This is a genomic window from Bradyrhizobium sp. Kon58 (assembly GCF_055807455.1).
Map to the genome: position 1 here is coordinate 180,264 of NZ_JBVVOT010000005.1, position 20,307 is coordinate 200,570.

General features: G+C 63.8%; 24 protein-coding genes and 1 other RNA gene. 16 read left to right on the forward strand and 9 right to left on the reverse strand.

The features are described from left to right. Nucleotides 1–20: 20 nt before the first annotated feature. Nucleotides 21–263 (forward strand): hypothetical protein, encoded by a 243-nt coding sequence (locus AC0L20_RS11735; RefSeq protein ID WP_473288655.1) that lies wholly within the window; start codon nt 21–23, stop codon nt 261–263. A gap of 44 nt (nt 264–307) precedes the next feature. On the opposite strand, the gene AC0L20_RS11740 is transcribed toward AC0L20_RS11735, so the two are convergent. Next, complete coding sequence (locus AC0L20_RS11740) at nt 308–1,207, reverse strand: LysR family transcriptional regulator (RefSeq protein WP_473288656.1); 900 nt, start codon at nt 1,205–1,207, stop codon at nt 308–310. A gap of 205 nt (nt 1,208–1,412) precedes the next feature. Here AC0L20_RS11740 and AC0L20_RS11745 point away from each other — a divergent pair, with 205 nt between their 5' ends. The 4 genes from AC0L20_RS11745 (at nt 1,413) to AC0L20_RS11760 (ending at nt 4,442) form a co-directional block, all read left to right on the forward strand. Beyond that, entirely contained in the window at nt 1,413–2,198 is a 786-nt protein-coding gene (locus AC0L20_RS11745; RefSeq protein WP_473288657.1) for a carboxymuconolactone decarboxylase family protein, read from the forward strand. 169 nt (nt 2,199–2,367) lie between these two features. Beyond that, a complete protein-coding gene (locus AC0L20_RS11750) occupies nt 2,368–2,763 on the forward strand; it encodes a (R)-mandelonitrile lyase (protein WP_456769834.1) in 396 nt (131 codons plus the stop codon). 114 nt (nt 2,764–2,877) lie between these two features. After that, the gene (locus AC0L20_RS11755; protein ID WP_473288658.1) at nt 2,878–3,264 is read left to right on the forward strand and encodes a putative quinol monooxygenase; all 387 of its coding nucleotides are present in this window, start codon (nt 2,878–2,880) and stop codon (nt 3,262–3,264) included. Continuing rightward, complete coding sequence (locus AC0L20_RS11760) at nt 3,261–4,442, forward strand: MFS transporter (protein ID WP_473288659.1); 1,182 nt, start codon at nt 3,261–3,263, stop codon at nt 4,440–4,442. Before AC0L20_RS11755 ends, AC0L20_RS11760 begins: the two co-directional genes overlap by 4 nt. Here the strand turns inward: AC0L20_RS11760 and AC0L20_RS11765 are convergent. Next, a complete protein-coding gene (locus tag AC0L20_RS11765; RefSeq protein WP_473288834.1) occupies nt 4,424–4,921 on the reverse strand; it encodes a GNAT family N-acetyltransferase in 498 nt (165 codons plus the stop codon). The two genes, AC0L20_RS11760 and AC0L20_RS11765, sit on opposite strands and share 19 nt — an antisense overlap. 145 nt (nt 4,922–5,066) lie before the next feature. Here AC0L20_RS11765 and AC0L20_RS11770 point away from each other — a divergent pair, with 145 nt between their 5' ends. After that, nucleotides 5,067–6,242, forward strand: a complete 1,176-nt coding sequence (locus AC0L20_RS11770; RefSeq protein ID WP_473288660.1) for a GAF domain-containing sensor histidine kinase — start codon at nt 5,067–5,069, stop codon at nt 6,240–6,242. Between the two features lie 226 nt (nt 6,243–6,468). Here the strand turns inward: AC0L20_RS11770 and feoB are convergent, their stop codons facing one another. The 7 genes from feoB to ssrA form a co-directional block, all read right to left on the reverse strand. Next, complete coding sequence (feoB, locus tag AC0L20_RS11775) at nt 6,469–8,340, reverse strand: ferrous iron transporter B (protein WP_473288661.1); 1,872 nt, start codon at nt 8,338–8,340, stop codon at nt 6,469–6,471. Nucleotides 8,341–8,360: 20 nt separating this feature from the next. After that, the gene (locus AC0L20_RS11780; protein ID WP_473288662.1) at nt 8,361–8,636 is read right to left on the reverse strand and encodes a FeoA family protein; all 276 of its coding nucleotides are present in this window, start codon (nt 8,634–8,636) and stop codon (nt 8,361–8,363) included. A gap of 139 nt (nt 8,637–8,775) precedes the next feature. Beyond that, complete coding sequence (locus AC0L20_RS11785; RefSeq protein WP_007600962.1) at nt 8,776–9,030, reverse strand: ribbon-helix-helix domain-containing protein; 255 nt, start codon at nt 9,028–9,030, stop codon at nt 8,776–8,778. After that, a complete protein-coding gene (locus AC0L20_RS11790) occupies nt 9,027–9,215 on the reverse strand; it encodes a DUF4169 family protein (RefSeq protein ID WP_027570789.1) in 189 nt (62 codons plus the stop codon). Before AC0L20_RS11790 ends, AC0L20_RS11785 begins: the two co-directional genes overlap by 4 nt. A gap of 276 nt (nt 9,216–9,491) precedes the next feature. Next, nucleotides 9,492–10,964: a class II fumarate hydratase gene (gene fumC / locus AC0L20_RS11795; RefSeq protein ID WP_473288663.1), complete on the reverse strand. Its 1,473-nt coding sequence runs from the start codon at nt 10,962–10,964 to the stop codon at nt 9,492–9,494. Nucleotides 10,965–11,051: 87 nt separating this feature from the next. Next, entirely contained in the window at nt 11,052–11,567 is a 516-nt protein-coding gene (locus AC0L20_RS11800) for an SspB family protein (RefSeq protein WP_456768479.1), read from the reverse strand. A gap of 114 nt (nt 11,568–11,681) precedes the next feature. Continuing rightward, nucleotides 11,682–12,047, reverse strand: a transfer-messenger RNA (tmRNA) gene (gene ssrA / locus AC0L20_RS11805). An 84-nt stretch (nt 12,048–12,131) separates the two neighbouring features. Here ssrA and AC0L20_RS11810 point away from each other — a divergent pair. The 10 genes from AC0L20_RS11810 (at nt 12,132) to AC0L20_RS11855 (ending at nt 20,185) form a co-directional block, all read left to right on the forward strand. Further along, nucleotides 12,132–12,749, forward strand: coding sequence for a chromate transporter (locus AC0L20_RS11810; RefSeq protein ID WP_473288664.1), 618 nt, complete (start codon nt 12,132–12,134; stop codon nt 12,747–12,749). After that, nucleotides 12,746–13,276, forward strand: coding sequence for a chromate transporter (locus AC0L20_RS11815; RefSeq protein ID WP_027519544.1), 531 nt, complete (start codon nt 12,746–12,748; stop codon nt 13,274–13,276). The genes AC0L20_RS11810 and AC0L20_RS11815 overlap by 4 nt, the downstream gene beginning before the upstream one ends. A gap of 95 nt (nt 13,277–13,371) precedes the next feature. Next, the gene (locus AC0L20_RS11820) at nt 13,372–14,133 is read left to right on the forward strand and encodes a tripartite tricarboxylate transporter TctB family protein (RefSeq protein ID WP_456768481.1); all 762 of its coding nucleotides are present in this window, start codon (nt 13,372–13,374) and stop codon (nt 14,131–14,133) included. A 7-nt stretch (nt 14,134–14,140) separates the two neighbouring features. Next, complete coding sequence (locus tag AC0L20_RS11825; RefSeq protein ID WP_007600973.1) at nt 14,141–15,706, forward strand: tripartite tricarboxylate transporter permease; 1,566 nt, start codon at nt 14,141–14,143, stop codon at nt 15,704–15,706. Nucleotides 15,707–15,929: 223 nt separating this feature from the next. After that, nucleotides 15,930–16,724, forward strand: coding sequence for a thymidylate synthase (locus tag AC0L20_RS11830; protein WP_007613362.1), 795 nt, complete (start codon nt 15,930–15,932; stop codon nt 16,722–16,724). A 5-nt stretch (nt 16,725–16,729) separates the two neighbouring features. Beyond that, nucleotides 16,730–17,215 (forward strand): GNAT family N-acetyltransferase, encoded by a 486-nt coding sequence (locus AC0L20_RS11835; RefSeq protein WP_473288665.1) that lies wholly within the window; start codon nt 16,730–16,732, stop codon nt 17,213–17,215. Next, entirely contained in the window at nt 17,215–17,724 is a 510-nt protein-coding gene (locus AC0L20_RS11840; protein ID WP_473288666.1) for a dihydrofolate reductase, read from the forward strand. The genes AC0L20_RS11835 and AC0L20_RS11840 overlap by 1 nt, the downstream gene beginning before the upstream one ends. A gap of 153 nt (nt 17,725–17,877) precedes the next feature. After that, complete coding sequence (hflK, locus tag AC0L20_RS11845) at nt 17,878–19,014, forward strand: FtsH protease activity modulator HflK (RefSeq protein WP_027570796.1); 1,137 nt, start codon at nt 17,878–17,880, stop codon at nt 19,012–19,014. Continuing rightward, nucleotides 19,011–19,907 (forward strand): protease modulator HflC, encoded by an 897-nt coding sequence (hflC, locus tag AC0L20_RS11850; protein ID WP_275173496.1) that lies wholly within the window; start codon nt 19,011–19,013, stop codon nt 19,905–19,907. Before hflK ends, hflC begins: the two co-directional genes overlap by 4 nt. Before the next feature lie 71 nt (nt 19,908–19,978). Then, the gene (locus tag AC0L20_RS11855) at nt 19,979–20,185 is read left to right on the forward strand and encodes a DUF2065 domain-containing protein (RefSeq protein WP_007600979.1); all 207 of its coding nucleotides are present in this window, start codon (nt 19,979–19,981) and stop codon (nt 20,183–20,185) included. Nucleotides 20,186–20,307 lie beyond the last annotated feature (122 nt).

The following is a 20,307-nucleotide window of genomic DNA, read 5'->3' on the forward strand; positions in this document are numbered from 1 at the left end:
ATTGGCAGGGAGTATTTGCAATGTTGCCTCAATTCGGCACCGCCGTTCGCAAGAAGAACCTCAACAAGGCCGCAGCTGGCGAGATCGGCGGCGGAGCAGCGGACCAGGCCTCGGTCGATGCCGCCTGGCTCGTGCTGGAAGCCGCCAACGATCTCGGTGACCATGCCGCGATCGAGGCTTGCCGCCGCGTCCTCGACGCCGAGCTGAACGGCACGGTAGCCGGCAGCGCGGATGTCGATCTCGTGCTGGGGTATTTCAGGTAGCAATCGTGCCCGCCGGAGAATTGTCCAGCGCCATGAGCGGCAATCTACTTGCCGCGATATCGAAGAGCCTCGACGAGCAGCGAGAATGCCGGTGAAGGTTGGCGCCGACTGGGATAGTAAAGGTGGTAACCCGAGAACGGCGGACACCAATCCGACAGCACCCTGATCAGCCGGCCCTGCGAGATGTATGGCTGCACGTGCCCCTCCGTGAGGTAAGCAAGTCCCAGGCTCTTTAGCGCTCCCTCCAGAAGAAGCCCTGCGCTGTTGAACACAAGCTGTCCTTCCACGCGCACGTTGAGCTCCCGCCCGTTCTTCTCGAACTCCCACGCGTACAGGCTGCCGCCGTGGGTCGGCAGGCGCAGGTTGAGACAATTGTGACGCGTTAGATCCTGAGGCGTCCTCGGCCGCTTGCGTTCGGCGAAGTAGGACGGCGATCCCACGACCGCCATTCGCAGATCAGGGCTGACGCGCACAGCGATCATGTCCTTGGCGACGAGTTCGCCCGGACGAATTCCCGCGTCGACCTGCTGCGCAACGATGTTGGTGAGCCCGTAATCGATGATCACCTCGACGTGGATGTCTGCATATTGGGGAAGAATCTTCCCCAGCGCCGGCAGCAGGATCTCGGTGGCGGCGTACTCCGTTGCCGTCAAACGCACGGTCCCAGCGGGCTTTTCCCGGAGCTCACTCAGCGCCGCGAGATCGGCATCCATCTCGGTGAATTTGGGCCCGACGCTCAGAAACAGCCGTTCTCCGGCTTGAGTTGGCGTGACACTCCGGGTCGTTCGATTGAGAAGACGGACGCCCAGGCGATGCTCCAACTTTCGGATGATCTGGCTCAGCGCCGATTGCGTCATACCAAGCTTGGCTGCGGCACGCGTAAAGTTGCGCTCCCTCGCCACAGCGAGGAAGGCCAGGATATCGCTGGCGTCGTCCCGGTTCATTGATAAGCCTGTCTTATGACTGCATTCAGATTTTATCACCTAATCGGACGGAGTCGGAAGCCTTAGTTTCCCATCAACATGAGGCGGCACTTGATCTCGTGATCGCCCAAGGGCTCGCCAGCTCGTGAGCGCGGCACCGTGCTCGGCGCAGCACCCGTCGCCTTGTGGTTGATGGCGGACCCGCAAATCTGGAAGGATCCACGCGATGAGAATGCTCGCAGCGGCCTTGTTTTCGTTCTGCCTGTTTGCTGACGGCCCGGTCGCGGCCAGAGACGCATCCACCGAAGGAGCAAAGACCATGTCAAAGTCGGAAGACGTCCGCGCGGTCGCGCCAGCCCTCGAAGGTTACGCGCAAAAATTCGTCCACGGCGATCTGTGGAAGCGCCCGGGGCTTACGCCTCGGGACCGCAGCATCGTCACCGTCGCCGCTCTCATCGCCCGGGATCAGAAGGCGGAGCTGCCATGCTATCTAGGTCGCTCGCTGGATAATGGCGTGAAGCCGTCGGAGATCTCGGAGATCATCACGCATCTGGCCTTCTACACCGGCTGGGCCAACGCGATTGATGCGATCCCGGCTGCGAAGGAAGTCTTCGAGAGCCGCAACATCGGGCCCGATCAGCTCCCCCCGGCGTCGGGGCCGCAACTGCCGCTCGACGAGGCGGCGGAGAAGCAGCGAGCAACGCGCGTCGAAGAGCAGTTCGGGCAGATCACGCCGAACCTTGTTCATTTTACGACCGACGTGCTGTTCCGCGATCTCTGGCTCAGGCCGGCGCTGGCTCCGCGCGACCGCAGCCTGGTTACCGTGAGCGCGCTGATCGCCACCGGTCAGGTCGCGCAGATCACCTACCATTTGAACCGCGCCATGGACAACGGGTTGACTCGGGAGGAAGCGGGCGAGGTGCTCGGCCATCTCGCCTTCTACGCCGGCTGGCCTAGCGCTTTCTCCGCAGCGCCTGTCGTCAAGGACGTCATCGAGAAGCGACCTCGCTGAAAGAACGACAATGCCTCGATCGACAATCCCGTTCGCGATCCGCCACGAGCGGAGACATGCCGTGGTGACGCGTAGAGACATTCTCGTTGGCGGAAGCGCCTTCGCCGTCGCGGGAATTCGACTGGCGCCGGCGCTCGCGTCCGAAGCACTGAAGGAGACTGCAATGGACATCGACATCAAGAGAAACGGGTCCCGCCCTTCCCAGAAGGGCCCCGAACACTGGTTCACCGGGACGGTGCGTATCGACCCGCTGTTCGCGGCGCCCGAGCCCGCACGCGTCAGCGGCGCTCAGGTCACTTTTGAACCCGGCGCACGCACGGCCTGGCACACGCATCCGCTCGGGCAGACGCTGATCGTGACAGCCGGTCTCGGCTGGGTGCAGCGAGAGGGCGGACAGATTGAGGAAATCCGCGCCGGCGACGTCGTGTGGTTTCCGCCGGGCTTGAAACATTGGCACGGAGCGACGCGGACCACCGCAATGACGCACATCGCCATTCAGGAATCCGTCAACGGAAAGAACGTCGATTGGATGGAGAAGGTGGCCGACGACCAATACCTGAAGTGATATCTGCGATGCGCGGGTGCGAAGGCGATGAACTGAACGACATCGCCAAAGCCGCGAGTAACCTTCGAGCAGTCCAAATCAGGTAGGGCCAGTGAAGCCTCTGAGGGGGAGAACATGAAGAAGCAGCTTTTCTCGTACGGCCTATCGATGCTGGCCGCGGTACTCGCCGGCGGCGTCGTCGCCCAGCCGGCGGACGAACGATATGTCCAGGTGGCGGAAATCGAGATCGATCCCGTCCAATTGGACGGCTACAGGGCTGCGGTGCAGGAACAGATCGACGCAGCAATTCGCAAGGAGCCGGGCGTCCTGGTGCTCTACGCCGTTTCCGAAAAGGACAACCCGGCCCACGTCAAGGTCTTCGAAATCTACCGGGACAGGAGCGCCTACGAAGCTCATCTCGGAACAGATCATTTCAAGAAATACAAGGCGACGGTTGAGAAGATGGTGAAGTCGCTCAAGCTGATACAGGCAACGCCGATCGTGCTCGGCGCCCAATCATGAGCGTACAACTCGCTCGAGGCAACGAGGCGCTGTCGCGCGATCCGGCTTGGAGTGCGGTCTTTGCGCTGACCTTGTGCGTCGGGACATTGATTGCGTCCGAGTTCATGCCGGTCAGCCTGCTGACACCGATCGGGACCGATCTCCACATGACCGAGGGGCAGGCGGGCCAGGCCATCGCGGTCTCCGGACTGTTCGCCGTCTTCACTAGCCTTGCGATCGCGTCGGTGACACGGGGCATCGATCGACGCAGCCTGTTGCTGGGCCTTACCTCGCTGATGATCGTCTCGGGGCTGATGGTGGCCCTGGCCCCGAATGCCCTGGTGTTCATGGCAGGGCGCGCGCTGATCGGGATCGTCATCGGCGGGTTCTGGTCGATGTCGGCGGCTACCGTGATGCGCCTTGTGCCGGAGCGGCAGGTTGCGGCCGCGCTTAGCCTCCTCAATGGTGGAAACGCGCTGGCGACCACGATCGCCGCGCCGCTCGGGAGTTTCCTCGGTCAGTTCATCGGCTGGCGAGGTGCCTTCTTCTGCGTCGTCCCGCTCGCGATCGTCACTCTGGTCTGGCAATACGCCACATTGCCCTCAATGCCCTCAGAACGCGGTGCCGCGGGGAACGTTTTCGGATTGCTTCGCCGGCCGGTAGTCGGCATCGGGATGCTCTCGGTTGCCCTCCTGTTCATGGGCCAGTTCGCGCTTTTCACCTATTTGCGTCCATTCCTGGAGACCGTGACACGCGTAGACGTCTCCACGCTCTCGGCTATCCTGCTCGTGGTCGGCGTCGCGGGCCTGCTCGGGACCTACCTCATCAGCTTCCTACTGAAGCGAGGCTTGCACGGGCTTCTGATCGGCATGCCGCTTGCGATGACCGCCCTTGCCCTCGGCTTGACCGCCTTCGGAGGGTCGACCCTCGTTGTTACCGTGCTGCTGGCCGGTTGGGGCCTCATCGGCACGGCCGCACCGGTCGCTTGGTGGACCTGGATGAGCAAGACGCTGCCTGAGGATGCGGAGGCGGGCGGCGGCCTGATGGTCGCGGTGATCCAGCTCGCCATAACGGCGGGCGCCTCCCTCGGAGGATTCTTGTACGACAGCAGTGGGTACCGGAGCGCCTTCATTGCCGCCGCCGTCGTGCTCTGCGGCTCCGGACTTCTGGCTTTTGGGGTCTACCGCCGAATACGGTAGATCACGACGTCTTCGCCGTGACGGATCGTACTTCGCTCGAGGAGATAATTCGATTTCTCCAATACACGGCGCGACGCGCCGTTTCTGGCGAAGACGATGCCGATCAGAGACGGCAGCTCGTGGTGTAACAGTCCGATATCCGTCAGCGCCGTGGCGATCTCGCTTGCAAGTCCCTGGCCCCAGACGTCGCGCTTGAACGCGTAGGCAATCTCGATCTCGTCGATATCGTCCACCAGAATGTGCCGGATGCCCGCTCGCCCCGCGAATGCCCCGTCTTTCGTTCGCAGCACCCACAGCCCGAAGCCATGCTGGTCCCAATGCGCTATATTGGCGTCGAGGTAGGTCTTCGTCCTCTCCGCCGGGCGCACGCTGCCGAGATATCGGGACACCTCGGCATCGAGATGCAATGCGACGAGGTCCGCGAGGTGATCCTCACGAAGCCTCTCGGCGGTTAGCCTAGCCGTGCTGAAATGTTCCATCGGGAACAGATAGCCGCTTCCAAGGCGGAGCGTCGAGTAACATTGACGCGGAATGACTGGGCTGGCAGTGCTTTTCACCGTTGCAAGGACGCGCTTTAAGTTGGGGGTGGCCGGCCCGAGGCGAATGTTCCGACGCGGAGTGGCAATGGATTTCGAGCGCGACATAGCCAAGGTCAGCGGGATCGCTGCGGTCTCGACCATCCTGGACGTGGTCAGCCGGACCACCGGAATGGGGTTTACGGCCGTTGCCCGCGTCACCGAGGACAGGTGGATCACATGTGCCTCGCGTGACGAACTTGCGTTCGGGCTGAAGCCCGGTGACGAGCTCAAGGTCGAGACCACGATCTGCCACGAGATCCGGCAGAGCCGCGAGGCGGTTGTCATCGAGAATGTCAGCGAAGACGCCGCGTACTGCACGCATCACACGCCCGCGCAATATGGCCTCCAAAGCTACATCTCCGTGCCGATCATTCTTCCCGACGGTTCATTCTTTGGAACTCTTTGCGCGATCGATCCGAAGCCGCGCAAGCTTCGGACCCCCGAGATCATCGGCATGTTCAAGCTGTTTGCGGAGCTGATCGCGTCTCACCTCGACGCGGCCGACCGTGTCGAACTGATCGAGAACAGGCTCGCGCTGGAACAACGCAATGCTGAACTGCGCGAGCAGTTCATTGCCGTGCTCGGTCACGACCTCAGAAACCCTCTCGCCTCGATCCAGGGCGGGCTGCGGCTTCTGAACAAGAAGGTCGATGACGAGGGCAAGAACTGGATCAACCTGCTGCAGGGAAGCGTGGCCCGGATGGCGGGCCTGATCGACAATGTCATGGACTTCGCCCGCGCGCGGCTCGGCGCCGGCATGCAGCTCAAGTTGAGAGAACAGCCGCTCGAGCCTGTCATCAGGCAGATTGTCGCGGAGTTCGAGAACGTGCATCCGGATCGCGTCATCGAAACGGTCGTCAACGTTCCGGGACCTGTGAAAATTGACGCCGACCGCATAGGGCAGATGCTGTCCAATCTTCTCGGCAACGCGATTTCCTATGGCGCCGCCGACAAGCCGATCAGGGTGCTGGCGCAGACGACCGGCGCTGGCTTTGATCTCAGCGTTGCCAACAAAGGCGCGCCAATTCCGGCTGATACGATCCCGCGCCTTTTCACGGCGTTCGATCGCGGCGACGTTCTGCCGAACCAGAAAGGGCTTGGGCTCGGACTGTACATCGCCCAGGAGATCGCGCGCGCCCATGGCGGGCTGATCGTCGCGTCGTCGATGCGGGATGAAACGGTGTTCACTGCGTCGTTCCCGGCAACACAGGCCAGCGGCTGAGAAGGCGTGCCACGCTCCGGTATCTTGCCGTCACCGAGCGTCTCGCCAATTCTCCGACAATACCATCATGCGCCTGTTTTGCCCGACGGCGCAACCGGCCTTGTGTGCCGGCGTTGCTTCTGGCCAGCGACGGTCAGCTGATTTTAGCACACGCGTAACCCATTGATTTCACAACCCCCGTCTACTGTGCATGGGGTTGTTTTCGCGCTTTTAGTTTCGAGAGAGGCTACCCCGCCCCGAACGCGACCGCGACATTGTAGGTCAGAAGGCTCGCGGCATAGGCCAGCACCAGCATGTAGAAGAAGGTGACGGCCATCCAGGTCCAGCTTCCGGTCTCGCGCCGGATCACGGCCAGCGTGGATGCGCATTGCGGGGCGAAGATGTACCAGGCCAGCATCGACAGCGCGGTCGCGAGCGACCATTTCGTCGCCAGCACCTGGCCGATCTGCTCGGCCGCTTCCTTGCCGCCTTCGATCGCATAGACGGTGCCGAGTGCCGCGACCGCGACCTCGCGCGCCGCCATGCCCGGGATCAGCGCGACCGCGATCTGCCAGTTGAAGCCGACCGGCGCCAGCAGCGGCTCGAGCGCCTTGCCGATGATCGCGGCCAGGCTGAAGTCGATCGCCGGTTCGGTTGCGCCCGCGGGCGGCTGCGGGAACGAGGCCAGGAACCAGATCAGCACCATCATCGAGAAGATCGTGGTGCCGGCGCGGTGCAGGAACATCTTGGCCCGCGTGTAGACGCCGATCGCGATCGATTTCAGCCGCGGCATCTTGTAGTCCGGCAGCTCCAGCATGAACGGCGCCGGCGCATAGTCGCGCAGCATGAAGAATTTGATAAGGAACGAGACGGCAAGCGCGCTGGCGATGCCGACGGCATAGAGGCCGAACATCACGAGGCCCTGGAGGTTGATGAAGCCCCAGACGTCCTTTGCCGGAATGAAGGCGGAGATGATCAGCGTGTAGACGGGAATGCGCGCCGAGCAGGTCATCAGTGGCGCGATCAGGATCGTGGTCAGCCGGTCGCGCTTGTTGTCGATCACGCGCGTCGCCATGATGCCGGGGATGGCGCAGGCAAAGCTCGACAGCAGCGGGATGAAGGCGCGGCCGTGCAGGCCGGCGCCGCCCATGATGCGGTCCATCAGGAACGCGGCGCGCGCCATGTAGCCGAAATCTTCCAGCAGCAGGATGAACAGGAAGATGATGATGATCTGCGGCAGGAACACGATGACGCTGCCGACGCCTGATATCACGCCGTTCTGCAGGAAGCTCTGCAGCAGGCCTGCGGGCAGGGTGGCGTGGACGAACTCGCCGAGCGAGTCGAAGCCCGAGTTGAGCAGCTCCATCAGCGGCTGCGCCCAGGCGAACACCGCCTGGAACATCACGAACAGGATAGCCGCGAGCACGATCAGCCCGCCGACGGGATGCAGCACGATCGCGTCGATCCGCGCGGTCCAGGTGTCGGGCCTGCTAGGCAGGCTGACGCAGTCGCCGATGATGCGGTCGGCTTCGCGCTGGGTGGCGCGCAGATCGGCCACGCTGAGCGCCCGCCAATTGTTCTCGCCCGGCTCGGCGGCGAGCTTCGCCGAAATCTCGTCGGTCAGCGACAGCAGGTCGGCCGTGCCGCCCTTGCGCACCGCGATCGAGGTGACCACGGGCACGCCGAGCTCCTTGGCGAGCCGCGCGACGTCGACAGTGATGCCGCGGCGGGTCGCGATGTCGAACATGTTGAGCACGAGGATCATCGGCCGGCCGGTGCGCTTGAGCTCCAGCAGCAGGCGGATGGTCAGGCGCAGATTGGTGGAATCGGCCACGCACAGCACGAGGTCGGGCAGGGTCTCGCCGGAAGCCTTGCCGAGCACGAAGTCGCGGGTGATCTCCTCGTCCGGGCTGCGGCCGCGCAGCGAATAGGTGCCGGGCAGGTCGACCACGGAGACCTGGCGTCCCATGGGCGTGACGAAGAATCCTTCCTTGCGCTCGACGGTGACGCCGGGATAGTTCGCGACCTTCTGCCGGCTGCCGGTCAGCGCATTGAACAGCGAGGTCTTGCCGCTGTTTGGCGTGCCGACCAGGGCGAGATGAAGTAGGGGCAATTCCATGGAATTGGGGTCCGGTCGCTTCAGGCGACGATGATGGCCATGGCTTCGCGACGGCGGACCGCGATGGTGATGCTGTCGACCCGGACCGCGATCGGGTCGCGCCCGACCAGCCCCTCGTGCAGGACCTCGACCCGGGCGCCCTCGACGAAGCCGAGCTCGATCAGCCGGCTCTCGAGCTCGACGTCCGAGAGCGCCGAGCCTGCGTCCTTGGGGGAAAGGTGCTGGATGACGCCGGTATAGCCGCGCTGGGCCAGGCCCAGCGGCATCTGCGGACGCGTATCATGGATGTCGGTCATGCCCTGTATTTTCAACGCAGGGCATCGAGGTCAAGCGCACTCGGTCGCTGAAACTGCACCTTAGAGTGATTTTAAAGTGCCAGCTTCGTGACGAAGGCGATTGGCGCCAAGATCGGCGTCAGGATCGGCGCCAAGACGGCTACTGGGCCGGGACCTTTTCCGCCTGGATGGCGGCCATGGCGCGGCTCTTGAAGTAGTCGAGCACGAACAGGCGGATCGCCGAGGACAGATTGCCCTGCTGGCGGTTGCCGTCGATCTCGCCGACCAGCTCGGACAGCGTCATGTTGCGCAGGCCCGAGATCTCCTTCATGCCGTTCCAGAACGCCTCTTCCAGGCTGACGCTGGTCTTGTGGCCGGCGACGACGATCGACCGTTTCACGACGGGCGACTTCATGGCTGCTCCTCGCGATCGATCTGGTGCTGGTCCAGGTGCGCCTTCGCCTGGTCCGCGCGCGTCTCCTCCGCCGACCGCTCCGCCTTCGTGCGGCCGAACTTCGTTCGGTTGGCGTCCGCCTGCTTCGCCGTGGCTTGCCGCTCGGCGCGCTTCCGGAAACGATTCAGGTTGATGACGTTCCCCATGTCGCGTCTCCATCATCCGATCCTCCGTGGGCAGGATGAAACATTCAGAAACTGTGCGCCGCACTGCGCCCAATGAGATTTGATCGCCATTCGCTTGTCCTCGTCAATCGACCCTTGGGCCATCAAACGATGAATTCCGCCCCGTGGGGACGGAGGGGCTGCGTAACACGCAATCCCGCCGCGACATTGACGGTAATCAAATCCCGTCCGTTAAGCCCTACATTTAATGGAGCTTGGGGCTCCGTATCATTACGGATGGCTATCGGAATTCGGAATTTATCCCGGGCTGGTCATCTTCTCGGGGCGCACCAGGCGGTCGAACTCCTCCGCCGAGACGAAGCCGAGCCGTAGCGCCTCTTCCTTCAGGGTGGTGCCGTTGGCATGCGCCGTCTTGGCCACCTTGGCCGCGTTGTCGTAGCCGATCTTGGGGGCGAGCGCCGTCACCAGCATCAGCGAACGCTGCATCAGTTCCTTGATGCGCTTCTCGTCGGCGCGGATGCCTCTGACGCAATGCTCGGTGAAGGAGCGCGCGGCGTCCGCCATCAGCCGGATCGAATGCAGCATGTTGTAGGCCAGCACGGGCTTGTAGACGTTGAGCTCGAAATGGCCCTGGCTGCCGGCGACCGTGATCGCGGTGTGATTGCCGAACACCTGGCAGCACACCATCGTCATCGCCTCGCACTGCGTCGGATTGACCTTGCCGGGCATGATCGAGGAGCCCGGCTCGTTCTCCGGCAGCATCAGTTCGCCGAGGCCCGACCGCGGACCCGATCCGAGCAGGCGGATGTCGTTGGCGATCTTGAACAGGCCTGTCGCGACCGAATTGATGGCGCCGTGCGCCAGCACATAGGCGTCGTTCGAAGCCAGCGCCTCGAATTTGTTGGCGGCGCTGGTGAAGGGCAGCTTGGTAATCCCGGCAACGTGCTTTGCGAACAGTTTTGCAAAGCGCGGCTTCGAATTGAGGCCGGTGCCGACGGCGGTGCCGCCCTGCGCCAGCGGATAGAGCTCCTTCACGGCGACCTTGAGCCGGGCGATGCCGCTTTCGACCTGGGCGGCATAGCCGGAAAATTCCTGGCCGAGTGTCAGCGGCGTCGCGTCCTGGGTGTGGGTGCGGCCGATCTTGACGATCTTTGCGAACTCCTTCTCCTTCTTGCGCAGTGCACGCAGCAATTCGCCGAGGGCAGGGACGAGATCGGCGGTGATGCGGCTTGCCGCCGCGATATGCATCGCGGTCGGGAACGAGTCATTCGACGACTGGCTCATGTTGACGTGATCGTTGGGATGCACCGGCTTCTTGGCACCGAGCTCGCCGCCCAGGAGCTCATTGGCGCGGTTGGCGATGACCTCGTTGAGATTCATGTTGCTCTGCGTGCCCGAGCCGGTCTGCCACACCACCAGCGGGAAATGATCGTCCAGCTTGCCCTCGATCACCTCGCGCGCAGCGCGGATGATGGCATTAGCACGGCGCTGGTCGAGCAGGCCGAGCTCCTGGTTGGTCTGCGCCGCGGCGAGCTTGACGATGCCGAGCGCGTGCACGAGCGCGATCGGCATGCGATCGACGCCGATGCGAAAATTCTGCCGCGAGCGTTCGGTCTGCGCGCCCCAATAGCGGTCGGCGAGGACCTCGATGGGGCCGAAGCTGTCGGTCTCGGTGCGGGTCGCCGGGCGCGAGGAACGGTCGGTCTTCGCGCGGGCAGCCTTCGAGTGGGGATTCTTCGAGAGGGAAGTTTTGGCCATGAGCACATCCATTCCGCCGCGCGAAATGCCACGCGGCCTCATTATGTGCCTCTATATAGGGAGTTTGGCCGCCTGCGACGGGCGCCAGTCCGATCTAGATCATTTCTTGCGGAAACGATCCAATCGCACGACTTCGGCGCCGCCCTGGTTCGGGGCCGCCGGCTCCTCAGTGCCTTCCGCCGGTTCAGTGGCAGGGGGCACCGCGACCGCGGATGGGGCGGGAGCGGCCGGCAATGTCTCGGCCGAGACATCGGCGACATCGGAGGTGTCGAACTGGAGGCCGAATTTCACGGACGGATCGAGGAAGCTCTTGATGGCGCTGAACGGCACGATCAGCCGCTCCGGAATGCCTCCGAAGGACAGGCCGACCTCGAAGCGGTCCTCGAGCACGGTCAGATCCCAGAACTGGTGCTGCAGGATGATCGTCATCTCTTCCGGATACTGGGCCAGCAGCCGCGACGACAATTTCACGCCGTCGGCCTTCGACACGAAGGTGATGAAGAAATGATGCTCGCCGGGCAGTCCCTGGGACGCGGCGTCGGTCAGCACCTTGCGCAACACGCCGCGCAGCGCGTCGCGGGCCAGCACATCGTATCGGATATGATCGGTCGCCATGGTGGTCCTGTTGCATTCCAGGAGCTGGGCCCTGCCGGCCCGACTCGCCAAGCCGCAATAGTACCGCGCCTGACGGGTCAACAGGAGTCCCCGCGGGGTAGGAAATAAGAGGTAAGTGGAGGCTTCTGTTGCCAGGTGCCTCCGAACCCCGCCTAACGGAGCTTAACCCGTTAGGACTTCAGAATGGTCTTTCAAACTGCGTTACGCAGCCTGAGCAACCGGAGCAAAGTTGTCGTTGGCAACTATTGCATAGCCCGATAACGGCGGAACAATACCGAGAAAAAGAACGCCCTTTACGCCCTCGTCGATCCTATTTCGCCCCCGCCAAAGCCCGCCTCAGGGCTAGCCCGCTGGTGGGCTTTGGTGGAGGCGCCGGGTACCGCCCCCGGGTCCGAATGGTTTATTGCGACGACCGTTTATTTCCATAGCCGGCGAACCGGCACTCCCAATATAGGGGGCAAAGGTTTCAAATAACAGGTGTTTCGAGCGACCATTCCGAGGTTCCCTTGGGATAGGTTCCCGGTAGGCTTGGCCGCGCGCCGGCCGGCGTTCTAAGCTCCTGACATGTCCGAGGATTCCGCACCGGCCGCCCAACAACCAGTTCAAGAGCCGGACCGGCCAGCCACTCGCGCCGTTCCACCGGGCTTGTTCGCGCTGTTCCTGGCCTTCGCCCGGATGTCGCTGGCGGGCTTCGGCGGGGTTTTGGTGTTCGCCCGGCAGGCCATCGTCGAGCAGCACCGCTGGATGACGGCGGACGAGTTCAACGAGACGTTTGCGCTCTGCCATTTCCTGCCCGGGCCCAACATCGTCAATCTGTCGATGGTGTTCGGTGCGCGGCTGCGCGGGATCGCCGGCGGCATTGCCGCGTTTGCGGGGCTGTTGCTGCCGCCCACGCTGATCATGACGGTGCTCGCGATCGTCTACGCCCGGTTCGGCGATGTGGAGGTGCTGCGCCGTATTCTCGCGGGCATCTCCTGTGCGGCCGTCGGCCTCTTGATCGCGGTGGTCTTTCGGATGATGACGCCGCTGCTCAAGCGGCTGGACGCCGTCGCGCTCATCCTGATGCTGGGCGTCTTCCTCGCCATCGGCGTCCTTCGCCTGCCGCTCCAGGCGGTGCTCTTGGTCGCGATCCCCGTCAGTATCGGCGCCACCTCCCTGATGCGGCGGAAGGTAGCAGCATGAACGCGGAGAACCCGATCTGGGCGCTGATCTCGACCTTCGGCCTGATGTCGCTGTTCGCAGTCGGCGGCGCCGCGGCGGCCGTGCCCGAGATGCACCGCATCGCGGTCGATGTGCATCACTGGATGACCGACAAGCAGTTCGCCGACGCCTATGCGATCGCGCAGCTCTCACCAGGTCCGAACGTCCTTATCGTCACGTTAATCGGCTATGCCGTCGCCGGCATCCCCGGCGCCCTGGCGGCGACCTTGGCCATGTGCCTGCCCACCGCGCTGCTTGCCTATTATGTCAGCCGGCTCCTCAATCGGCCGAGCCAATCGCGCTGGCCCGGGCTGATCCAGGCTGCACTGGTTCCGCTCTCGATCGGCTTGATGGCGGCGAGCGCCCTGATCCTCGCCGAGTCGACCGATCGTACGCTTGCTGCGCTGCTTCTGACCGCGACGGTTGCAGTGGTCGCATCCGTCTCGCGCATCAATCCACTATGGATTTTGCTGGTCGGGGGCTTGTTGGGTTTTGCTGGCATTGTGTAATGAAAATGGCTAGGCAGGGATCCGGGCGGGGGCATCGATTTCCAGCCGATTAGAACAACATTGCTCGTGGCTTACGGGTCGCGGAGGAGACATGCATGGCCGATACGATGGGCCACTCGGCGACAGCCAACCGAAACACCTCGGTGGTGATCAGCTTTTGTCTGCTGGCCATAGCGCCGCAGATTTTCGAATTCATCTGGTCGTTCGGGACGATCTTTGGCTGGGGCGCGGGACGCGGGCCGGCCGCCGTGGTGATCAGCCACGCTACGGCGCTGCTCGCGGGGGCGCCCGGCGCGTTGCTCGGGGCGGTCGGCGGTGACACCAAGAAGGCGTCATCCGATGTGCTGCTGGCGCTGATCTATTCCTATCCGGTCTTTGCGGTGGCGATTCTCACGTTCTTCATGACGATCAGGTCGGCGCAGGACTATGTCGGCGGAATCGTGCTGATGGCGCTCGCCTTGTTCGCGCTGTGGGCCTCCAGCGATTTGCAGGGGATGCGCGGCTTCTCCTTTGGCGCCGGCACGGCGCCGCGGATGTTTGGCGGGCTCCTGGTTGCACTTGGCGCCGGCATTGCGTTGACGGGACTGCTGACCGACGGGCCGGCGATGGCGCACTATGCCTGGCGCGGGCCGCTCTTCGTGATGATCTCGATCGTCTTCTTCGCCCTGGCGATTCGTCCACTTGGCGTGGTGGTGACGGCGTTCACGAGCTTCCTGATCTCGGCGATGGGCACGCATGAAACGCGCTGGGTCGAAGCGATCATCGTCGGCGCCTGCCTGACGCTCGGTTGCGCGCTGCTCTTCCCCTATGTGCTGGGGCTGCCGATGCCGATGTTCCCGCGCTTCCTGGTTCAGTGAGGGTGTGATGTTCGATCTCTTCCACAATCTGGGCCTTGGTTTCGGTGTGGTGTTTCAGATCTCCTGGTGGTCACCCTGGTGGCTCTACGGTCTGTCGCTGCCGATCTCGATCAACATTCTCATGTGCCTGATTGGCGCATTGGTCGGCACGCTGGTTGGCGTGCTGCCCGGTATCGGCACCGTCGCAACCGTGGCGATGCTCCTGCCGATCACGTTCGGATTGCCGCCGGTCGGCGCGCTGATCATGCTCGCCGGCATCTATTACGGCGCCCAGTATGGCGGCTCGACCACCTCGATCCTGGTCAATATTCCCGGTGAGGCGACCTCGGTCGTCACGGCCATCGACGGTCACCAGATGGCGAAGCAGGGCCGTGCCGGCCCGGCGCTGGCGATCGCGGCGATCGGCTCGTTCTTCGCCGGCTGCGTCGCGACCGTGCTCATTGCCGTGCTCGGCGCGCCGCTGACCAAGCTCGCGCTGGCGTTCGGTCCGGCCGAATATTTCTCGCTGATGGTGCTCGGCCTGATCTTCGCGGTGGTGCTGGCCAAGGGCTCGGTGCTGAAGGCGATCGCGATGATCGTGTTCGGCCTGATGCTGTCGATGGTCGGCTCCGACATCGAGACCGGCGCCTCGCGCATGGCGTTCAACATTCCTGAGCTTGCCGACGGTCTCGGCTTTGCGACGGTGGCGATGGGCGTGTTTGGCTTCGCCGAGATCATCCGCAATCTCGACGCCGGCGCCGAGATGAATCGCGATCTCGTGCAGCAGAAGATCACCGGCCTGATGCCGACCAGGAAGGACCTGATCGACTCGGCGCCTGCGATCCTGCGTGGCACCGTGCTCGGCTCGATCCTCGGCATCCTGCCGGGCGGCGGCGCGGTCATCGCGTCCTTTGCGTCCTACACGCTCGAGAAGAAGATCGCCAAGAACCCGTCGCGGTTCGGCCGCGGTGCGATCGAGGGTGTGGCGGCGCCGGAAAGCGCCAACAATGCCGCGGCGCAGACCTCCTTCATCCCGTTGCTGACACTCGGCATTCCGCCCAACGCCGTGATGGCGCTGATGGTGGGCGCGATGACAATCCACGGCATCGTGCCGGGTCCGCAAGTGATGCAGAAGCAGCCGGAGCTGGTCTGGGGCATGATCGCCTCGATGTGGATCGGCAATCTGATGCTGATCATCATCAACCTGCCGCTGGTCGGAATCTGGGTGCGGCTGTTGCGCGTTCCCTACCGGCTGATGTTCCCCTCGATCGTGATCTTCTGCGCGATCGGCATCTACTCGGTGAACAACGCGCCGGTCGACGTCATCCTGGCAGGCGTGTTCGGTCTGGTCGGCTACTGGCTGATCAAGCACGATTTTGAGCCGGCGCCGTTGCTGCTCGGCATGGTGCTCGGGCCGCTGATGGAAGAGAACCTGCGCCGCGCGCTGCTGATCTCGCGCGGCGACTGGAGCGTGTTCCTGACGCGTCCGCTGTCGGCCGTGCTGCTCGCGATCGCCGCTTTCCTCCTGGTGCTCACGGTGTTGCCCGCCTTGCGTGCCAAGCGCGACGAGGTGTTCACGGAATCCGAAAACTAGGAGCGCCGCGCCTGCGTCGGCGCGCCGTGGATCGAACCCGAGCCGGCAAGTTGGCCAGCAGGATCAATCTGATAGACGAGGGGCGGGACGCCGAGTTCCGCCCCTTGTCGTTTGCACCGGGAACACTCACTTTTTCGGGTATAATGCGTATGGATGGCGAATCGCCGCTGTCGCAGCGTGGGGGCGGCCGCTAAATTCGCCGCCTCCCCAAAGGCTCACGCACATGCACCAGTATCAGGACCTGCTCGAGCGGATTCTTTCAGACGGCGCCGAAAAGACCGACCGGACCGGCACCGGCACGCTGTCGGTGTTCGGCCATCAGATGCGCTTCAACCTGTCGGCCGGCTTCCCGATGCTGACCACCAAGCGCCTGCCGCTGAAGGCGATCGTGCACGAGCTGTTGTGGTTCCTGAAGGGCGATACCAACATCAAATATCTGCGCGACAACGGCGTCACCATCTGGGACGAGTGGGCCGACGCCAATGGCGATCTCGGCCCCGTCTACGGCCATCAGTGGCGCTCCTGGCCCGCGCCGGACGGACGCAGTATCGATCAGATCGCGAACGTCATCGACATGATCAAGCGCAACCCGGACTCGCGCCGCCTGATCGTCTCGGCCTGGAATCCGGCCGAGGTCGACAAGATGGCGCTGCCGCCGTGCCACTGCCTGTTCCAGTTCTACGTCGCCAACGGCAAGCTGTCGTGCCAGCTCTATCAGCGCTCGGCTGACGTGTTCCTCGGCGTGCCCTTCAACATCGCCTCCTACGCGCTGCTCACCATGATGGTGGCGCAGGTCACGGGCTTGAAGCCGGGCGACTTCGTGCACTCGTTCGGTGACACCCATCTCTATTCCAACCATCTGGAGCAGGCGAAGCTCCAGCTCACGCGCGCGCCGCGCGCGCTGCCGGTGATGCGGATCAACCCCGACGTGAAGGACATCTTCTCCTTCCGTTACGAGGACTTTGAGCTCGTCGGCTACGACCCGCATCCGCACATCAAGGCCGCGGTCGCGGTCTGAAGTCGATGTCGCTCAACATCCGCCGTGTGCGTCCCGGCGAAGCCGGGCTTGTTCTCGCGTTTATCCGCGAGCTCGCCGAGTACGAAAAGCTCTCGCACGAGGTCGAGGCGACCGAGGCTGACACCGCCGACGCACTGTTCGGCGAGCGACCGCAAGTCCATTGCGCCCTCGCCGAGTGGAACGGCGAGCCGGTCGGCTTCGCGGTGTGGTTTGCGAATTTCTCGACGTTCAGCGGCCGCCACGGCATCTATCTCGAAGATTTGTATGTGCGGCCGTCACACCGGGGCAGGGGCCTCGGCAAGGCTCTGCTCGTGCACCTTGCCAGGGAATGCGTCGAGAACGGCTGGTCGCGGCTGCAATGGGCGGTGCTTGACTGGAACGCGCCGTCGATCGCGTTCTACAAATCGCTCGGGGCCGTGATGCTGGACGACTGGACGCTGTGTCGCGTCACCGGGCCTGCGCTGACGCGGCTTGCCGGGAGCGCGACCTGATGGAGATCGTCTTCGTGGTGGCGATCGCGGAGAACGGCGTCATCGGCGCCGGCAACGCGATGCCGTGGCGAATGAAATCCGACATGGCGCGCTTCAAGGCGCTCACGATCGGCAAGCCCGTGATCATGGGCCGCAGGACCTTCGAGTCCCTGCCCCGGCCGCTTCCGGGCCGCACCAACATCGTCGTCACGCGCGATGCGGATTATCGCGCTATCGGCGCCATTGTCACGACATCGACCGCCGCCGCAGACGCCATCGCGCGCGGCGATGCCCTGCGGCGTTCGGTCACTGAGATCGCCGTGATTGGCGGTGCCGAAATCTTCCGGCAATGGCTCGATCGCGCCGATCGCCTCGAGATCACCGAAGTGCATGCCCGCCCCGAGGGCGACACGCATTTCGGCATCGACAGGGCCGAGTGGGATGAGGTTGAGCGCATCCGTCATCCTGCCGGTCCCAACGACAGCGCCGACTACTCCTATGTGACATATCGTCGGCGGGCGGGCCATTAACCGCATTTGCCAATGTTAACATTGACTTTTCTGCCCCCGAGCTTAGCTCGGAGGGCGGCGATGGCTGCGTTGTAAGGGACTTGCCTGTCCCCTATAAAGCCGGACCGGACAAAGCGGGCGGGGGCAATTTCACCCTGCCGAGGAGAGCGTCGAATGCCGTGGAAGAATCAGGGCGGTGGCCCATGGGGCTCGGGTCCGAAGGGGCCATGGGGCAACGGCCCGCAACCGGTCGGGCCAAGGCCGCCGGATCTGGAAGACCTTCTGCGGCGCGGCCAGGATCGCCTCCAGCAGATCATGCCGGGTGGCTATTTCTCCGGCATCGGCATCACGCTGATCGTGCTGCTCATCGTCGCGTTCTGGCTGCTGTCGGGCTTCTTCCGGGTGCAGTCCGAAGAGCTCGGCGTCGTGCTGCGCTTCGGCAAGCATGTCCGCACCGTGGAGCCCGGCCTGAACTACCATCTGCCCTATCCGATCGAGACCGTGCTTCTGCCAAAGGCATTGCGCGTGTCCACCATTTCCATCGGCATGACGCTGATCGACGATCCGGCGCGGCGCGGCCGTTCCATTCGTGACGTGCCGGAAGAGAGCCTGATGCTGACCGGCGACGAGAACATCGTCGACGTCGACTTCACCGTGCTCTGGCGCATCAAGCCCAATGGCGTCGGCGATTTCCTCTTCAACATCCAGAATCCCGAAGGCACCGTGAAGGCGGTCGCCGAGAGCGCGATGCGCGAGGTGATCGGCCGCTCGCAGATCCAGCCGATCCTGACCGGCGCGCGCAACGTCACCGAACAGGGCGTGCAGGAACTGATCCAGAAGACCCTGGACAGCTACGGCGCCGGCATTCAGATCAGCCAGGTGCAGATGCAGAAGGTCGATCCGCCGGCGCAGGTGATCGACGCCTTCCGCGACGTCCAGGCGGCGCGCGCCAACCTCGAGCAGCTGCAGAACGAGGCGCAGACCTATGCCAACCAGGTCGTGCCGCAGGCACGCGGACGTGCGGCGCAGATCATGCAGGCCGCCGAAGGCTACAGGGAGCAGACGGTCGCCGAGGCCAAGGGCCAGAGCTCGCGTTTCCTGAAGGTTTACGAGGAATACAAGAAGGCGCCCGACGTGACGCGTGAACGGATTTATCTGGAGACGATGGAGCGCGTGCTCGGCGGCTCGGAAAAGCTGATCTATGACGGCGGCCAGTCGGGCCAGGGCGTCGTGCCTTATCTGCCGCTCAGCGAACTGACGACCAAGCGGCCGCCTGCAACCGGCCAGCAGACGACCGGAGGCAACCGATGAGATCTCCGGTCACAGGCATCGCCACGCTGCTCGGCCTCCTGCTCGTCGTGATCGTGGGCTACATGTCCCTGTTCACGGTGGCGCAAACCGAGCAGACCATCGTGCTGCAGTTCGGCAAGCCCGTCGACGTCGTCACCGCTCCCGGCCTGCACTTCAAGGCGCCGTGGAATTCGGTGATCAACATCGACAAGCGCATCCTCGATCTGGAGAACCCGTCGCAGGAAGCGATCGCGTCCGACCAGAAGCGGCTCGTGGTCGACGCCTTCGCGCGTTACCGCATCAAGGACGCGCTCCGCTTCTATCAGAGCATCGGCTCGATCCAGGCGGCCAACATCCAGCTCACCACGCTCTTGAACGCGGCGCTGCGCCGCGTGCTCGGCGAGGTGACCTTCATCAACGTGGTCCGCGACGACCGCGAGAAGCTGATGCAGCGCATCCGCGATCAACTCGACCACGAGGCCGACGGCTACGGCATCCAGGTCGTCGACGTCCGGATCCGCCGCGCCGACCTGCCGGAGCAGAACAGCCAGGCGGTCTATCTGCGCATGAAGACGGAACGCGAGCGCGAAGCCGCCGAGTTCCGCGCGCAGGGCGGCCAGAAGGCACAGGAGATCCGCTCCAAGGCCGACCGCGAGGCGACCGTGATCGAGGCGGATGCAAGGTCGCTGGCCGAGCAGACGCGCGGCGTCGGCGATGCCGAGCGCAACCGTCTGTTCGCCGAAGCCTACGGCAAGGATGCGGATTTCTTCGCCTTCTACCGCTCGATGGCGGCCTACGAGACCGGGCTGCGCGCGAACGACACCCGCTTCCTGCTGCGGCCGGACTCGGATTTCTTCCGGTTCTTTGGTAACCCATCCGGCAAGACGGCGACCACGACGCCAGCGAAGCCGTAAGTGAGACAAGGGTGGCAAGTCTGGCCGCCCTTCGTCCAGACAAGAACAGCACAACGGGAGGTTCCAATCCGATGAGGTCCATTGCGTTCACCGACTTCCTCATCGGTTTGGGCATCCTGTTCGTGCTGGAAGGCTTGATGTTCGCGGCAAGCCCGGCCTGGATGCGCAAGGCCATGAAAAGCGCGATGGCCACGCCGGACAATGTTCTGCGGGCGGTCGGCATTGGTTCGGCCGTGGCCGGCCTGGTCCTGATCTGGGTTATGCGACGTCCAATTTAGCCGTCGCACCAACGCCAAAGTGAAGGCGAGGGACCGGTTTTCGCCTTATTGTCCGGGTCTTGAGGCCCGTTAAGGTCCGCGCTTGCGCCGTCCCCCCGTTCGAGCGCAGTCTTGACGCCGAA

Bases quoted from the DNA above. Each gene is read 5' to 3' on its own strand.
- hflK (WP_027570796.1), top strand. From the start codon at position 17,878: ATGCCGTGGAAGAATCAGGGCGGTGGCCCATGGGGCTCGGGTCCGAAG.
- AC0L20_RS11740 (WP_473288656.1), bottom strand. From the start codon at position 1,207: ATGAACCGGGACGACGCCAGCGATATCCTGGCCTTCCTCGCTGTGGCG.
- fumC (WP_473288663.1), bottom strand. From the start codon at position 10,964: ATGGATGTGCTCATGGCCAAAACTTCCCTCTCGAAGAATCCCCACTCG.
- AC0L20_RS11770 (WP_473288660.1), top strand. From the start codon at position 5,067: ATGGATTTCGAGCGCGACATAGCCAAGGTCAGCGGGATCGCTGCGGTC.
- AC0L20_RS11760 (WP_473288659.1), top strand. From the start codon at position 3,261: ATGAGCGTACAACTCGCTCGAGGCAACGAGGCGCTGTCGCGCGATCCG.
- AC0L20_RS11735 (WP_473288655.1), top strand. From the start codon at position 21: ATGTTGCCTCAATTCGGCACCGCCGTTCGCAAGAAGAACCTCAACAAG.
- AC0L20_RS11840 (WP_473288666.1), top strand. From the start codon at position 17,215: ATGGAGATCGTCTTCGTGGTGGCGATCGCGGAGAACGGCGTCATCGGC.
- AC0L20_RS11820 (WP_456768481.1), top strand. From the start codon at position 13,372: ATGGCCGATACGATGGGCCACTCGGCGACAGCCAACCGAAACACCTCG.
- AC0L20_RS11785 (WP_007600962.1), bottom strand. From the start codon at position 9,030: ATGAAGTCGCCCGTCGTGAAACGGTCGATCGTCGTCGCCGGCCACAAG.
- AC0L20_RS11755 (WP_473288658.1), top strand. From the start codon at position 2,878: ATGAAGAAGCAGCTTTTCTCGTACGGCCTATCGATGCTGGCCGCGGTA.
- AC0L20_RS11790 (WP_027570789.1), bottom strand. From the start codon at position 9,215: ATGGGGAACGTCATCAACCTGAATCGTTTCCGGAAGCGCGCCGAGCGG.
- AC0L20_RS11830 (WP_007613362.1), top strand. From the start codon at position 15,930: ATGCACCAGTATCAGGACCTGCTCGAGCGGATTCTTTCAGACGGCGCC.
- AC0L20_RS11810 (WP_473288664.1), top strand. From the start codon at position 12,132: ATGTCCGAGGATTCCGCACCGGCCGCCCAACAACCAGTTCAAGAGCCG.
- AC0L20_RS11780 (WP_473288662.1), bottom strand. From the start codon at position 8,636: ATGACCGACATCCATGATACGCGTCCGCAGATGCCGCTGGGCCTGGCC.
- AC0L20_RS11825 (WP_007600973.1), top strand. From the start codon at position 14,141: ATGTTCGATCTCTTCCACAATCTGGGCCTTGGTTTCGGTGTGGTGTTT.
- AC0L20_RS11835 (WP_473288665.1), top strand. From the start codon at position 16,730: ATGTCGCTCAACATCCGCCGTGTGCGTCCCGGCGAAGCCGGGCTTGTT.
- AC0L20_RS11745 (WP_473288657.1), top strand. From the start codon at position 1,413: ATGAGAATGCTCGCAGCGGCCTTGTTTTCGTTCTGCCTGTTTGCTGAC.
- AC0L20_RS11800 (WP_456768479.1), bottom strand. From the start codon at position 11,567: ATGGCGACCGATCATATCCGATACGATGTGCTGGCCCGCGACGCGCTG.
- hflC (WP_275173496.1), top strand. From the start codon at position 19,011: ATGAGATCTCCGGTCACAGGCATCGCCACGCTGCTCGGCCTCCTGCTC.
- AC0L20_RS11815 (WP_027519544.1), top strand. From the start codon at position 12,746: ATGAACGCGGAGAACCCGATCTGGGCGCTGATCTCGACCTTCGGCCTG.
- AC0L20_RS11765 (WP_473288834.1), bottom strand. From the start codon at position 4,921: ATGGAACATTTCAGCACGGCTAGGCTAACCGCCGAGAGGCTTCGTGAG.
- feoB (WP_473288661.1), bottom strand. From the start codon at position 8,340: ATGGAATTGCCCCTACTTCATCTCGCCCTGGTCGGCACGCCAAACAGC.
- AC0L20_RS11855 (WP_007600979.1), top strand. From the start codon at position 19,979: ATGAGGTCCATTGCGTTCACCGACTTCCTCATCGGTTTGGGCATCCTG.